The organism is Lutibacter citreus, from assembly GCF_003260195.1.
Taxonomy (GTDB): domain Bacteria; phylum Bacteroidota; class Bacteroidia; order Flavobacteriales; family Flavobacteriaceae; genus Lutibacter; species Lutibacter citreus.
The window spans coordinates 69,829-85,013 of the sequence record NZ_QEIH01000001.1 but is presented as its reverse complement, the minus strand read 5'-3'; the positions used below and the strand labels follow the sequence as shown (position 1 = coordinate 85,013).

Annotated in this window: 10 protein-coding genes; 1 reads left to right on the top strand and 9 read right to left on the bottom strand. The window is 30.9% G+C overall.

The window, feature by feature from the left end; genetic code table 11:
* The first annotated feature begins 379 nt into the window (after window positions 1–379).
* Window positions 380–3,124: an outer membrane beta-barrel protein gene (locus tag DAD81_RS00250; RefSeq protein ID WP_111706220.1), complete on the top strand. Its 2,745-nt coding sequence runs from the start codon at window positions 380–382 to the stop codon at window positions 3,122–3,124.
* A gap of 287 nt (window positions 3,125–3,411) precedes the next feature.
* On the opposite strand, the gene DAD81_RS00245 is transcribed toward DAD81_RS00250, so the two are convergent.
* The 9 genes from DAD81_RS00245 to DAD81_RS00205 form a co-directional block, all read right to left on the bottom strand.
* The gene (locus DAD81_RS00245; protein WP_111706219.1) at window positions 3,412–4,620 is read right to left on the bottom strand and encodes a glycoside hydrolase family 117 protein; all 1,209 of its coding nucleotides are present in this window, start codon (window positions 4,618–4,620) and stop codon (window positions 3,412–3,414) included.
* 6 nt (window positions 4,621–4,626) lie between these two features.
* Window positions 4,627–7,137 carry a glycoside hydrolase family 2 protein gene (locus DAD81_RS00240; protein WP_111706218.1) on the bottom strand — a complete coding sequence of 837 codons (2,511 nt, stop codon included), beginning with the start codon at window positions 7,135–7,137 and terminating at the stop codon, window positions 4,627–4,629.
* Between the two features lie 4 nt (window positions 7,138–7,141).
* Complete coding sequence (locus tag DAD81_RS00235; RefSeq protein ID WP_111706217.1) at window positions 7,142–8,155, bottom strand: L-rhamnose/proton symporter RhaT; 1,014 nt, start codon at window positions 8,153–8,155, stop codon at window positions 7,142–7,144.
* A gap of 35 nt (window positions 8,156–8,190) precedes the next feature.
* Window positions 8,191–9,237, bottom strand: a complete 1,047-nt coding sequence (locus tag DAD81_RS00230; protein ID WP_111706216.1) for an aldose epimerase family protein — start codon at window positions 9,235–9,237, stop codon at window positions 8,191–8,193.
* 29 nt (window positions 9,238–9,266) lie between these two features.
* A complete protein-coding gene (locus DAD81_RS00225; RefSeq protein WP_111706215.1) occupies window positions 9,267–10,361 on the bottom strand; it encodes a mandelate racemase/muconate lactonizing enzyme family protein in 1,095 nt (364 codons plus the stop codon).
* A 71-nt stretch (window positions 10,362–10,432) separates the two neighbouring features.
* Window positions 10,433–11,887: an aldehyde dehydrogenase gene (gene aldA, locus DAD81_RS00220; protein WP_111706214.1), complete on the bottom strand. Its 1,455-nt coding sequence runs from the start codon at window positions 11,885–11,887 to the stop codon at window positions 10,433–10,435.
* A 276-nt stretch (window positions 11,888–12,163) separates the two neighbouring features.
* Entirely contained in the window at window positions 12,164–12,928 is a 765-nt protein-coding gene (locus DAD81_RS00215; RefSeq protein ID WP_179950014.1) for an SDR family NAD(P)-dependent oxidoreductase, read from the bottom strand.
* 81 nt (window positions 12,929–13,009) lie between these two features.
* A complete protein-coding gene (locus DAD81_RS00210) occupies window positions 13,010–14,026 on the bottom strand; it encodes a zinc-dependent alcohol dehydrogenase (protein ID WP_111706212.1) in 1,017 nt (338 codons plus the stop codon).
* Window positions 14,027–14,298: 272 nt separating this feature from the next.
* Window positions 14,299–15,090, bottom strand: coding sequence for an IclR family transcriptional regulator (locus tag DAD81_RS00205; RefSeq protein ID WP_111706211.1), 792 nt, complete (start codon window positions 15,088–15,090; stop codon window positions 14,299–14,301).
* Window positions 15,091–15,185 lie beyond the last annotated feature (95 nt).

Here is a 15,185-nt window from a genome sequence, read left to right as displayed (position 1 = left end):
TTACAACTATAGCAAACGTATCTGCAGAAGCGAGCAGGAGTTTCATATAAAACTGAATACAAATAAAAAGTTTACTTATAGAATATAACTTTAAAATAAACGCAATTGCAAGAAAATAAGTATTGCATAAAAATACAATGATTAAATATTAATGCCTTATTTTTAGCAATAACATTAGCACCGTTTTTAGTAACATATTTACCTCAATTAAGTTTGTGGCTTCTTGGTTTGTTTAATTTGTAAATTTTAACCAAAAAACATATATATAAAGACTATACAACGCTATATAAAGTACTGATTATGGTTATATTTACTGACTTTTATTAAATAAAATACGCTTAATTGTGTTTTAGAATAACTTTAAATTTATCCTAATTAAATGATTAAATTCACTGAATCGAAACGTCAACCAATTTATATATTTTTTCTTTTTTGTCTTTTTTATCAAGTTACATTTGCTCAGAGTGCAGTTATAAAAGGAATTGTTTTAGATGAATATAAACTTCCATTAGAATTTACTTCTGTTGCTTTGTTACAACCTCAAGATTCAACTATGGTAACTTTTACTGTTACAGATGAGATGGGAAAATTTGAGATTTCAGATAGCCCACAAGGTGAATTCTTATTACAGTTTTATATGAGTGGATTTACTCCTCATTATGAAAAAATAAACTTCAAAAATCAATTAATAGATTTAAATAACATTACTCTAAAATTTAATATAGAACAATTAAATGAAGTAACAATTACTGCCGTGGTACCTGTTCAAATTAAAAAGGATACTGTTTCGTATAACGCTAATTCTTTTAAAATTCATCACGATGATAATATTGAAGATTTATTAAAAAAACTTCCGGGAGTAGAATTAAATAGTGACGGAAGTATTGTTTCACAAGGAAATGAAATCACCAAAATATTTGTTGATGGAAAAGAATTTTTTAGTGGCGACCCCTCTATTGTCCTTAAAAACTTATCTGCAGATGCCATTAGTAAAATAGAAGTAATTGACAAAAAAAGTGATCAAGCTGAATTGACTGGTGTTGAAGATGACGAAAAAAGTTATGTTATTAATTTAACCTTAAAAAAAGGCAAAAAGAAGAGTGGTTTTGGAAAAGCTTCTGCCGGAGTTGGTTTAGATGAAAAATATTTTTCAAACTTAAATTACAATAAATTTTCACCAAAATTACAAGTATCTATTATTGGTAAATACAATAATATTAATGTAACAGGGTCTAATATTAAAGATTTTCTATCCTCAAGTGGTGGCCTGGATGATGATTCAGATGATAATGAAGATCCTTCATCATTTGAAAAAAGTAAAAAGAATTTAAGTGGAAATTTAACAACTGGTGCAGGTGGATTTCATATTGGTTATGAGTTTAAACCTAAAGAGGTTTTTAACGCTGATTACTTTTATAATTATCTAGATAACACCGGAACATCCTTTTCAAAGAGAACGTCTTTCTCAAGAGCTAAAAATTTTCAATCAGAATCTGATGATGAAAATGATAAAACCACTAACAACCAACATTTAAATTTTAATTACGAGAATAAAAGCAGCAAAAAGAGTAGACTTTCTGTAAAAGGAAATTATACTTCAGATAAAACGGATAGTAATTTAGATAGAAAAACCTCCTATTTTGATGATGAAAAAGTGCTAAAAACATCTAATGACATTAAATATTTAAGCAATAGAGATAGAGATAATGGAAGCGTTAGAATGAACTACTATCAATTACTAAGTGAAAACAAAAGAAACTTTTCAACAGGGTTTTCATTCAGTTCATCAAATTCCTCTAGCTTTAGAGATCAGTACAATTTAAACACAAATAATTCAAATAATAATACTACAGAAACTAAAATTTATAAAAATGAATTATTAAAAAATAATACTGTAAATTTTAATTTCTTATTTACAGAACCCCTTGGAAATAACCATTTTTTAAAAATTCAAACTTTAGCCATGGTTAAAGACGGAACGGAAAAAGCTGAACAATTTCGAAATAAAAACGGAGTTGAAGAAAACCCTTTTAAATATGTTATAGATAACAAAGAAGAACGATTCTCATCTAGTTTAATTTATTCTTTTAGCGCTAAAGGATTAAATTTAAATGTAGGCTCAGAACTTCAAAATTTATACCGTGATTTTGGTCAAAAAGGCGCTGAAGAATTTAATAGATATCAGGCCTATTTCAATCCTTCACTCTCATTTAGATACAAACCTAAAAGAGGTCAGAATTATTCTTTAAGATATAGAAGAAGCATTAGATCACCTAGAAATTACAACAGTTCACCTGTTATTAATGATCTAAACCCATATTATATTAGAAAAGGTAATCCTTACTTAAATACTGAAAAAGTTGATGATCTTAATTTTAACCTTTCTTCCCATAATTTTAAATCTGCCCTTAGTATTTATTCAAAAATAAACTTCCAAAGAATAAATGATGCAATTATACCTAGTTTAGAAATCTCAGATGATTATGTACAGGTTAGAAGCTTTTTAAATGAAGGAAAACAGCAAAGAGCAAATGCAGAATTTAATGCAAATAAAAGAGTAAAATCTTTAGGTTTAAGATATAATTTCAAGGCCAAAGGAACTTATAATATGGGGAAATCTATTATTGAAAAAGAATTGAATGATGTAAAATCTAAAGAATTTTTAGTTGGTTTATCTATAGAGAATAACAATAAAAAAGCCATTGATATTTCAACTGGTTTTGAATTTAGCTCTAACAATACTGATTTTTCTGTTGTTGATAATTTAAATAGAGATTATGTTGAACAACATTATTTCTCTAAACTTGATTACGATTTTTCTAAGAAGCTTAATTTTAACACTCAATTTGATTATTATTTATATACAGATAGTAATTTTAATTCGAACCAAAAAATACCATTTTGGAATGCCAGTGTTTCATATGCTGTTACTAAAGGAAACAACGGAATTCTTAAATTAATTTTAATAGATATTCTTGATAAAAACGTTGATATTGTAAGAAGAAGTACAATCAATTACTTTGAAGAAACAACTAATGAAACATTAGGTAGATATTTTATTGTTAGTTTTACAATGCGTTTAAATTCTAACTCAAAGAAAAAAAATAAACGTTTTAAGGCTTAATAAAACAACAGCATTAAAATAATTATAGTTACTGGTAATCTGATTAACTTAAAGAAAAGAAGAATATAACATATAGTAAAGGAGAGAGATTTCCCCTTTTGTTACCAGTTCATTTAGAATTACAGATTACATGTGTTTTTTTATTCAAAGCGAATTTAGTAAAGTTAAAATTTAAAGATATAAAACGTTGTTAATTATTGGTGGAAACCACGAACAATTACAGTGAAATAAAAAAAGCCAGTATCATATGATACTGGCTTTTTTTCATTAATAGATAAAAGTATTAATTATTCTCCATCCTCACCTTTAGCAGTGTGATTTTTCACATTCCAAGTAGTGAATCTTCTAATATATTGCCAATCCCAAGATTTATATTCGTGAGTTAAACCCCATCTTAAAATCTCTGTTGGATTCTTTTCATTATCTGCAGTTCTATTTAAACCAATTGCATGTGGTGCACCTTTTACAGCTCCCATAATTTCAAAATTAATTCCGTCTGGAGACCATTGAACTGTGTTTCTTTCTGGACCATCAGTTGTAATTAAAGATGCAATTCCTCCGTTGTAAGGCCAAACACAAATCTCGTGACCACTATTACTAATAGGATTAAATGGAGACTTTACGTATGGTCCTTTTGGATTGTCTGCAATGGCAACACCATGTCTAATTTGACGACCACCAAAAGTAACTTGTTCACCCATTTGTTCTCCTTTATAGTATAAATAGAATTTTCCTTTAAAAGGAATAATACAAGGATCGTGAACTTTATGGCTATCAAAATCACCTTTTTTCTCAACAAGAAATCTGTTTTGTTCTTCACCTTTCCAAACACCATTATTAGCAGGGCTTAAGATTGGCTCTTTACTTTTTGTCCAAGGTCCGTTTGGTGAATTAGACCAAGCTAAACCAACCTGATTTTTTACACGAACATTATATGGATCTTTCACTGTTTGGTAACATAAATAATAAACACCTTCGTTTACCATAATTTCAACAGTAAAAACAGAACGATCATCATAAGCTCCTTTTTCACCTCTTTCTACAGCTACACCTTCTTCTTTCCAAGTAATACCATCTTTAGAAGTTGCATACCAGATATCACATCTATCCCAAGGAAAAACTTTATCTTCGGCTATATTACCACCAAAACCTTGAGATAAACCAGTACTTCTACTATACCACATATAATACTTACCATCATGCATAATCATAGCACTAGGATCTCTACGTACAACTCCTTCTTCGTATGCTAAATCACCTTTCAAGTCTTCAACTTTATACTCAAAATACCAATCATTTCCTAAATCCATTGGCCATTTTAAGGCTCTTTTTGAAGCAGCACTTAAATGTTCTTTATTTGTAATTCCTAAATAATCTTGTTGCTCGTCTGTTACCACAATTTTTTCTTCCATTGTTTTCTCTTTATTTGTATCACAATTACACGAAATTAAGCTAATTCCAAAAATTGCAATCAATAGATATAATCGTTTTTTCATTTTATTTTATTTAAATCCTCTTGTTTTAATTGTATCTCTTTTACTTTCAAGTGGCTTAGTGCTTTCACCTGTATATTGCTCAAAAAATCGGTAATAGTTACCGTATGAATATACTTCGTTTCTAGCTCTAATTTGTTCACCCATTTTCTTGAATTTTTCTGCAGCCTCTTTTTTATTTCCAATTAAAAACATATACTCGTTTGAAGATAAAATAGCTCCATTTTCATCAGTGAGTTCCATATTTACATAGAAATTTTTCTCTACGTTTTTAAGAACATTTGCTTCTAATTCAAAAAATTGTTTAGAACTATTTTCTTCAATTTTATTAACTTCAAAAGAAGATTTTTTCAACACTTTATTATTATCATCTAAAATTGAATATGATACTTTACAATTTTTATATTTTTTATAAAAATCATTTACAATCCAAAATTGCCCTTTAAAAGTCTCAGAATTTAACCATCTACGTTTTGCAAAGTTTAAATTAACCAAAACTGGTTGATATGCCGTTTTCACATATTCAAAAGAACGTTTTGGCTGTAAATAATTATCAATCATCCCCCATTTCATATCTGGCCAATAGGTAATAAAATGACATAATGCAACTCCACTAGTTCTTGGTTTATTTCTTCTGAAATGTTCTATTGATAATTGAAAAATGATCCCTTGAGCGTCCTGTGTAGCGTTTACAAATTCTTGCAACGATCCCTTTTTCTCATCTCCAAAAGCATCAAAATTTTGAATTCTTAATCTATCTAAATCCGCCCAATGGTGTCCCCAACTTGGTCCTGGTGGCCACAATTCATTTTCAGGAATAAATTTCTTCAAACTTTCAACATTAGGCACAGATGTAATAGCTAATTCTGGCACAATTGGATAATCTAAAGATTTATACCAATCTTCCATTGGCTTTTTACCCATTCCATAAAAATACGCTAAAGCGTGTACTGCTTCTTTTGGTTTATAACCAGCTTCTTGAGAAACGTGACATGTTAATGGAGAATCTGGCACATAAGGTAAATCTACCATACCTTGATATCTTTTACCCAACGTTTTTAAAAAGTTGTTTGCATATTGAGCATCACTTGCTCTCAACAACATTTCTTCACCACCTTCCATCATAATTATAGACGGATTGTTTCTTCTGTTTTTAATTACATTCTCACCTTCTTGATAAATACGTTCTAATAACTCTGGATCTCTAGGAATATTTCCAGTTCCTAAAGGAATAATATCTTGCCAAACCGAAATTCCTTGCTCGTTACATAACTTATAAAAAAGTGGAATTTCAGGTGGATGCCATCCAAAAATACGAATGTTATTCATATTAGCCTCTTTCGCCAATGCAATTAACTTTCTATATTTTTCTTCTGAAGTTCTTCCAACAAAAATATCTGGTGGACCTCCCCAACATGCAGAACGGATAAATATTTTCTTTCCATTAATCATTGTTGTTCTAGGAAAAGAAACTTCATCCTTTGTAAAACCTGGATTCCAAGCCATTTCAACTTTACGCAAACCGTATGTAATCTCTTTAAAATCTTGATTTATTTTACCATCATCCAAAGAAACTTTAGCTTCATATAAGTTTGGTTTTCCTAAATCCCAAGGCCACCAAAGTTGAGGATTATCAACTTCAATCTCTTTCTTTACAACTTGTTTTCCTGGTTGTAATAATTTTTTAAAGCTTACAGTTTGTTGTTTGCCGTTAAAATTCTTCCCTTTAAAGGAAATTGTAATATTCTTTTCTTTAGCTACTTTTTCAGTATTTTCAACTTCAATTTCAAATGTTACTGAAGCCTTTTTTTCACTCACAACATTTGGTTTAGCATAAACATCTAATATTCTAGATTTACCCGTAAAAACCAAATCTATTGAACCTGTAATACCAAAAGGAATTAAATCTCTCCAATAATCACCAAACCAAGGTGTTTTTAAACCTGCTACTTTAGCATTCACTTGTGGTGGTGGAGCTAATCTTATCACTAACATATTAGTTGCTTTTAACCAATGTTTATTAGTTTGAATAGCATCATTTACATCAAATGAAAAAGAAGAAAAAGAACCTTTATGGCTTCCTATAAAATGACCATTTAACCAAATATCACATTCGTGATCTACAGATTCAAAATCCAATCGAGCTACTTTATCGCTCAAATCTTGATTTACTTTAAATTGAACTGAATACCACCATTCATATTGCATAACCCATTGGGCTTTTACACTATTTCTTCCGAAGTAAGGGTCTTCAATAGCTCCTACCTTCCATAAATCTGTATAAACATCTCCAGGTACTTTTGCTGGGTTCCAAACCAAGGTTTCAATATCACCCGGAGGTAATTCATTCAAGCCATGTTTAATACCTTCTCCTGGAAGCATCATCTTCATTTTCCACTTATAACCATCTAAGCTAGTTATTAACTGGCTGTTATTATTATGGTTACTTATTGTACTTGGCTGCGAAATTCCATATAATGAAATTAAGAAAAAACCTAAAATTAAAATTATTTTTCTCATATTTTTAAGCTATTCCGTTTCCTACTGCGATTATTACAATTCCAAAAATCATACAAGCTAAACTTAGATATAAATAATTCTTAGCTTTACTTGATGCGTCTACCCATTCTTTAGTAATAATTCCACTTACTATTGCAGTAGCAACACAAGATGTATTAAAAATAGCATACCCAACAGTATTTCCTATTTCACCTAATTTAAATGCTGCAAAAGCAAATAAAGCAGATGCTGCATAATGGAATACCGCCATAATTAATATTAACCAAAAGTTTTTAGCAAAATTGGGAGTTTTAAAATCTCCCCAAGCTTTTTTAGTTGTTAATTGATATGCAAAATAAGCTGCCATTACAATACCTCCACTTATAAAAATTGGAAACATAACACCTACAGCTGTAATCCATTCAGCATTTCCTGCAGCCTGACAAGCTTCGTGAATATATGGTCTTCCAACGGCATTTGCATAACTAAAACCAGTAGCTAATAAACCCCCAACTACTGCTATAGAAATCCCAGTAACCATTGAACCTTTTTCCTTTTTATTTTTTCCTGCTGCAATCTCATCTAACTCTCTAGTGAAACCTGCTTGCCCATTAAATAAAACACCTAATAAAACAACAAAAATACCTCCTAAGATTGTAAAAAATACGTTGCCTTCAGGTAATCCTTCTACAACAAATGGTAAAACAGAACCTACTAATATTACAGTTCCTATAAAAAGAGAAAAACCAAGTGATAAACCAATATGATTTATTGCTTTACCCCACATCATTACTCCTATTCCCCAAAGAACACTTGCTCCTGCCATTTTAACTAAAATATCAGTTGGCACAGCAGCAAATACACCACTAAAATCTTTTATAAGAAATGTAGATGCTATAATTGGTACTAAAAACATTGTTAACATAAAGAAAAGCCCCCATGTATTTTCAAATTTAAAATCTTTTGTGAATTTTTCAGGCAATGCATAAAGCCCTAGCATTAGTCCGGCACCAATTGCTATAATAATTCCTTCAATCATAATTATAAAGTTTTAAGTATTTGGTTAAATTTTAATTACCATCCGAATTTAAAGATGGTTGTACTTTTAAATTTTTCTCCTGCTTTTGTAATAGTTTTAGGAGAGTTTGCAATATTTGGTCCATTTTGGTAGCGATGTGTTTCACAACAAAAACCTTTATATTTTCCATATTGCTGCCCACTTTCTCTCTTAATAGCATCAGAAGTGTATTTACCCGTATATAATAACATACAAGGCTCAGTACTAGATACAGTTAAAGATCTACCTGATTTTACAGATTTAATTTTTGCAACTTCCTGTAATTTAAAATCGGCATTATCAAACACATAAAAATTTTCAAAACCATCTCCCATTGCTTCTTGCACATCACCAATTCTTTTCCCTTGGGTTAAATCATCTGCTTTACCTATTACATTTAATATTTCACCTGTTCCTGCTCCAGTTTCATCCATTGCTTGTCTTTTTGAAGTATTTACTTGAGCAATGTGATTTTCAACAGTTTCAGAAAAAGCATCTAGGTTAAAATACGAATGATTGGTAATAGCCAATGGAGTATCTTGATCTGGAGTTGCACTATAATCAATTCTTAACTCGTTGTTTTCAGTTAAACTAAACAGTACTGTAACTTCAACATTTCCAGGAAAACCTTCTTCCAAATCTTTACTTGTTAAAGACATTTTTATTGAAGAATAACCTTCACATTCAACTATTTCTGCGTTCCAAATTCTTTTATCAAAACCAACTTTACCACCGTGCAAATTATTATCTCCAGCGTTTTTAGCTAATTGATACTCTTTACCATTCAACGTAAATTTTGCATCTTTTATTTGAGAACAATAACGCCCAACGGTACTTCCAAAATAAGGTGAATTTTCAACATAGTCTTTGCCAAAATACCCTTCAAGAGTATCAAAACCACAAACTATATTTTCTAATTCTCCTTTTGAATTTGGAACAATTAATGAAGTAATAGTAGCACCGTAATTAGTAACTTTCACTTCTACTCCATTATTATTTTTTAATGTATATATATTAATTTTTTCGCCCTTTAAAGCTCCAAAATCTGATTTATTTATATTCATAAGATTGTATATTTGGTTAACTTCTTATTTTATTTCTCTTCGTAAGGACTTAATTTTTCCCAGTCAAATATTACACCTACCCCTGGATAATCTGGTGCAACTGCTCTATAATTTTCAACTACTAATGGTCTAGTAGTATATTCATCAATTGGGAAACTATGTACTTCTAACCAACCTGAATTAGGTTGAGAAGAAACTAAACTTACATGTAATTCTTGCATTCCGTGTGAACAAGCTGGAATATTGTGTTTTGCAGCTAGTTTTGCAGCAGCTAACCATCCTGTAACACCTCCACAATTTGAAGCATCTGGTTGAACAAAAGATAATTTTGCTTGATCCAATGCATATTCAAACTCATGAATTGTATGTAGGTTTTCTCCCATTGCTAAAGGAAATCCTGTTTTCTCAGCAATTTCTCCAAAACCTTTATAGTTATCCGGAATAATTGGCTCTTCAAACCAAGTAATATCGTATTGCTTAAAGCCTTCAATTGCTTTAATTGCTTTTTCAACAGTCATAGAATAATTAGCATCTACCATAAAGGTAACATCTGGCCCAATATATTCTCTCACTGCTTTGATTCGATCTAAATCTTCTTGTAAATTTTCACGACCAATTTTAATTTTAACAGCTTTAAAACCTTTTTCAAGGTATCCTTTCATATTGTTTAACAACTTTTCAATTGGAAACATTAAATCAATACCTCCACAATATGCTTTACAAGTATTGTTTGCTCCTCCGGCAACTTTCCATAAAGGTAAACCTTGTTTTTTACAGCGAATATCCCATAAAGCAATATCTACTGCAGAAATAGCAAATGAAGCAATTCCTCCACGACCTACATAATGTACGTGCCATTCTAAAAAATCATAGATTCCTTCAATATCAGTTCCGTCTTTACCAATTAATACATTTGTAAAATCGTGTTCTACCATTGCTTTAATTGCAAAACCTCCTTTTCCTCCAGTATAAGTATAACCAGTACCTTCACTTCCGTCTTCTAAAGTTATGGTAACAGTTACCAACTCAAAATGGTAATGATCTCCATGCTTTGCATCAGACATTACCTCTGGTAAAGGAACCGTAAATAAACGGGTTTGTATTTTTGAAATTTTTGTAGTCATAATAATTTATTTAAAAACAAGAATGTTGAGCTACAATTTAAAATGTAACCCAACACCTCTACCAAAATTAATTAAGCTTTATGTTTTATATAGAAAGTTTTCTTTTCCATATATTGTTCAAAACCATACTTTCCATCTTCACCACCTGAACCAGATAATTTATATCCATTATGAAATCCTTGGTGTTGTTCACCGTGCCCTCTATTTACATAAATTTCACCGTATTCCAACTCATCATTACATTTCATAATAGTATTCATATTGTTAGTAAATACCATTGCAGCTAAACCATACTCACAGTCATTTGCAAAACCAATTACTTCATCAAAAGAACTAAATTTTAATACTGGTAAAATAGGCCCGAATGATTCTTCATGAACAATTGTCATATCTTGAGTTACATTTGTAAGAACAGTTGGTTCAAACCAATATCCTTTTTCAAATTCAGGTCCTTCTGGTCTTTTACCTCCAGTTGCAACAGTAGCTCCTTCTTCAACACTTACTTTTACTAAGTGCTCCATATGTTCTAATTCGGTTTTATTCACTTTTGGTCCCATATCAGTTTCATCTAACATTGGGTTACCAACTTTAATTGCTTTTGTTTTAGCAATGAATTTTTCCATAAACACATCATACACATCTTCGTGTACATACATACGTTCATTACATGTACAAACCTGACCACAATTATCAAAACGAGAATGCAATGCTGAATCTACAGCTGCATCAATATCTGCATCTTCAAATACAATAAAAGGTGCTTTCCCTCCTAATTCTAATTGAACATGTGTTAAGTTATTTGCCGCGTTACGCGCAATTTGTTGCCCAACTGGAGTAGAACCAGTCATAGTTACCATTTTAGTAATTGGACTTTCAACCAATGCATTACCCATTGCTCTTCCTGGTCCTGTTAAAATATTAATTACACCTGCAGGAATTCCTACTTTGTTTGCTAAGTTCCCTAACTCTAAAGTTGCCAAAGGAGTTTCAGAAGTTGGTTTAATTACAATTGTATTTCCGGCTATTAAAGCTGGTCCTAATTTACGACCTGCTAATGCTAGTGGGAAATTCCAAGCAGTAATTGCCACCACAACACCACGAGGTATTTTTTGAATCCAAATTTGTTCATTTGGATTGTCAGAAGGAATAATATCTCCTTCAATTCTACGAGCACCTTCACAAGCATATTCAATAAAAGAAGCTGTAACTGCAACTTCTCCTTTTGCTACTTTTAATAATTTTCCTTGCTCTTTAACTAATAATTCAGCTAAAAAATCTGAATTAGCTTTAATTTCATTAGCTAACTTATATAATAAATCTGCTCTAGAACGAGCTGGTAATTTTCTCCACTCTTTTTGAGCTTTTTCAGCAGCTTGTAATGCCTCTAATGCTTCTTCTGAAGTACCATTTTGCACACGTGCTACTACTTCTTCTGTTGAAGGACTTATAATATCAATAGTTTCTCCTGAAGTTGAAGTTCTCCATTCTCCATTAATAAATAACTGATAATCTTTAATTTCTGACATGTTATTAATTTTAATTTAGTGGTTTCTTTTTTCTATAATAATCCAATATTATGGCAGTTTTCCTTTTATATAATCTATTTAATATTCAAAAATGAAGTTTCTAAAAGTCAACTTTCATTTAAAATATCTTTTAACAAGAAGTTAAAATCATCTAAATAAACCGTTGCCTAGAAGTATACTTCTTTTATAGGTAAGATTATTTGGAATATTTATTGAGAAAAAAGTTAGAAGGAGATTTCACCTTCTAACTTTTAAATTTAGTTTTTAAACTAGGTATTATCTACCCATCCATCCACCATCAACAAGCACTACTGCTCCGTGCATATAAGCTGCAGCTTCTGATGCTAAAAATACGGTTGGTCCTGCAAAATCTACTGCGTCACCCCAACGTCCTGCTGGAATACGTGATAAAATAGATTCTGATCTTACTGGATCGTTTCTTAATGCTTCTGTGTTATCTGTTGAAATATAACCTGGTGCAATTGCATTTACATTTACTCCTTTTCCTGCCCATTCGTTAGCAAAAGCCATAGTCATTTGACCAATAGCTCCTTTACTTGCTGCGTAACCTGGCACTGTAATTCCTCCTTGGAAAGTTAATAATGAAGCTGTGAAAATTACTTTTCCAGAACCTCTTGCAATCATATCTCTACCAAACTCTCTAGTTAAAATAAACTGAGCGTTTTGATTTACTTCAATTACTTTATCCCACATTTCATCTGGATGTTCAGCAGCTGGAGCTCTTAAAATAGTTCCTGCATTGTTTACCAAAATATCAACTTGTGGATGATCTTTTTTTACTTCAGCAATAAACGCATACAATGCTTTTCTATCTGAAAAATCACATTTGTAAGCGCTAAAGTTTTTACCTACTGCTTTTACAGCTTTTTCAACTTCACTTCCTTCTTTTTCTAAAGAAGCTGACACACCAATAATGTTAGCTCCTGCTTCTGCTAAACCAACAGCCATTGCTAATCCAATACCTCTTTTACAACCTGTTACTAATGCTGTTTTTCCTTCTAAACTGAATTTATCTAAAATACTCATTTTTATACTTTTTATTAATTGAAGTGATTCTTTGCATTAGCTAGGAATCACTTCTATTTATTTTTTATTAAATTATTAAAGGCTACAATCCATTAACACTTTCATTCCATCAGGTTTTTTATCGATGTTTTCAAATACTTGTTGAATATTTGTTAATGGCTGTACATCTGTAATCATTTGTTCAAATGGTAATTCGTTTGCTGTGATTAATTTGATTGATTTTTCATAATCTTGTTTTTCATAAACACGAGCTCCAATTAAACTTAATTCTTTCCAAAAGAATTTAAATAAATCAACTGGTTTTTTCTCACCATGAATAGCTACCATTAATATTCTTCCACGAATACCTGCAACTTCACACATAATATCTAAAGTAGGTTGTACTCCTGCAACTTCAAAAACCACATCTGCTCTACGGTTTTCTGTTTTACTTTTTACATATTCTACTAAATCAACATCCATTGGGTTTACTGCATCAAATCCTAACTCTTTTGCTTTTGCAACACGTTTAGGATTTACTTCAGAAACAATTACTTGAGCTCCTACTTCTTTAGCAACCATAGCTACTAATAGACCTATTGGACCACCACCTAAAACTACAGCTGTTTCTCCTTTTACAAGTCCACTTCTACGCACATCATGCGTTGCTACTGATAAAGGCTCAATTAATGCTGCTAATTTTAAATCTGTTTCTGCTTTTAATTTATGTAAAATAAAATCAGGTACATTCCAGTATTGTTGCATAGCACCTTCACTATCAATACCAACAAACTTCAACTCTTCACAAATATGATTAAATCCTTTATCTGAAGGCTTTACTAAACGATCATCTAATGGACGAACCACTACTTTGTCTCCAACAGCATATTCAGAAACACCTTCTCCAACGGCATCAATTATACCAGACATTTCATGACCAATTGTTTCTGGCATTTTAACACGCTTATCCATCATACCATGGTAAATGTGTACATCCGTACCACAAACTCCAACATATGCTACTTTAATTCTAACCTCTCCTTTTGCTGGAGCTTCAATTTCTTTTTCTAGTACTGTGAAGGTTTTATTCCCTTCGTATTGTGTTGCTTTCATTTTATGTTATTTGTTTCAAATAGTAAACTTGTTTCTTATTTGAAACAAATATACGATTTATTTTATTAAAAAAACTAACTCTCATTTAATATTTTAAGTCAAAATATAAAGGCTAACTTTAAGACTATTAGACCTCTACAAATTTCAAAATTCAAAAAACCCTTCTCCAAATTCACATTGCATAATTTTGATAAAAATTCAAAAAAAACAGTTTTTTATTTTGAATTTTTGAACCATTTTAAGCAAAATGGTTCAATATCAATAATTTTAAACTAGTTATCTATATAACCTAATTTATGTGAAATCTCCATTGCATATTTTGCTACCGCTTTTCCTTTTGCATCAAATTCTTCATGAGGTAACCTTCCATGTGGCGCAGTTATCCAAACAGATGCTACCGGATAACCATATTCATTAAAAACTGGAGCACCAATACAATGAATCCCCTGAATATCTTCTCCATTATCTACTGCATAACCTAATTCGCGAACGTTATTCAATTCCTCAATAAAAGCCTTTTTACTAACAATTGTATTTTCCGTAAACTTGGTTAAATTTTTACCTTTTAAAATTTGATTTGATTCTTCTTTTGGTAGAAAGGCCAAAATTGATTTACCACCAACCGAACTATGCAACCAAAACTGCGTTCCTAATTCAACAGATAATTTTACAGGATAAGATGAAGAAACTTGCTCTAAAATAGTTCCTTTATCCCCTAAAATTACACCCAACATTACAGACTCTTTTAATTCATCTCTCATTGCCCGCATTACATCAATAGACATTTCTACTAAACTTTGTTCATTCATTGATGAAATTCCAAGTGTTAGCATCTTTCTAGACAAAGTGATTTTTTTTGTTGTCTCATTCTTTTGTAAATAATTTTTAAATATTAATGTATTTACAATTCTAAAAGCACTTGATTTTGAAATAGATAAAGTTTGAATAATTTCAGACAAGGTCAACCCCCTTTTTTTTGTTGCCAATAATTCTATGATTAGCAATCCTCTTTCTAAATTAGGAACACTATAAGACGGCTTTAAATCTGCATTCTCTTTTTTCATGTGTCTAATTTTTTATTTTAATGAGTGACACTTGCTGTTTGATATTAGCTACTCCCTTATTTATCATAATTAGATGTGCTCGTTTCATAATATTC

Bases quoted from the DNA above. Each gene is read 5' to 3' on its own strand.
- DAD81_RS00250 (WP_111706220.1), top strand. From the start codon at position 380: ATGATTAAATTCACTGAATCGAAACGTCAACCAATTTATATATTTTTT.
- DAD81_RS00245 (WP_111706219.1), bottom strand. From the start codon at position 4,620: ATGAAAAAACGATTATATCTATTGATTGCAATTTTTGGAATTAGCTTA.
- DAD81_RS00240 (WP_111706218.1), bottom strand. From the start codon at position 7,137: ATGAGAAAAATAATTTTAATTTTAGGTTTTTTCTTAATTTCATTATAT.
- DAD81_RS00235 (WP_111706217.1), bottom strand. From the start codon at position 8,155: ATGATTGAAGGAATTATTATAGCAATTGGTGCCGGACTAATGCTAGGG.
- DAD81_RS00230 (WP_111706216.1), bottom strand. From the start codon at position 9,237: ATGAATATAAATAAATCAGATTTTGGAGCTTTAAAGGGCGAAAAAATT.
- DAD81_RS00225 (WP_111706215.1), bottom strand. From the start codon at position 10,361: ATGACTACAAAAATTTCAAAAATACAAACCCGTTTATTTACGGTTCCT.
- aldA (WP_111706214.1), bottom strand. From the start codon at position 11,887: ATGTCAGAAATTAAAGATTATCAGTTATTTATTAATGGAGAATGGAGA.
- DAD81_RS00210 (WP_111706212.1), bottom strand. From the start codon at position 14,026: ATGAAAGCAACACAATACGAAGGGAATAAAACCTTCACAGTACTAGAA.
- DAD81_RS00205 (WP_111706211.1), bottom strand. From the start codon at position 15,090: ATGAAAAAAGAGAATGCAGATTTAAAGCCGTCTTATAGTGTTCCTAAT.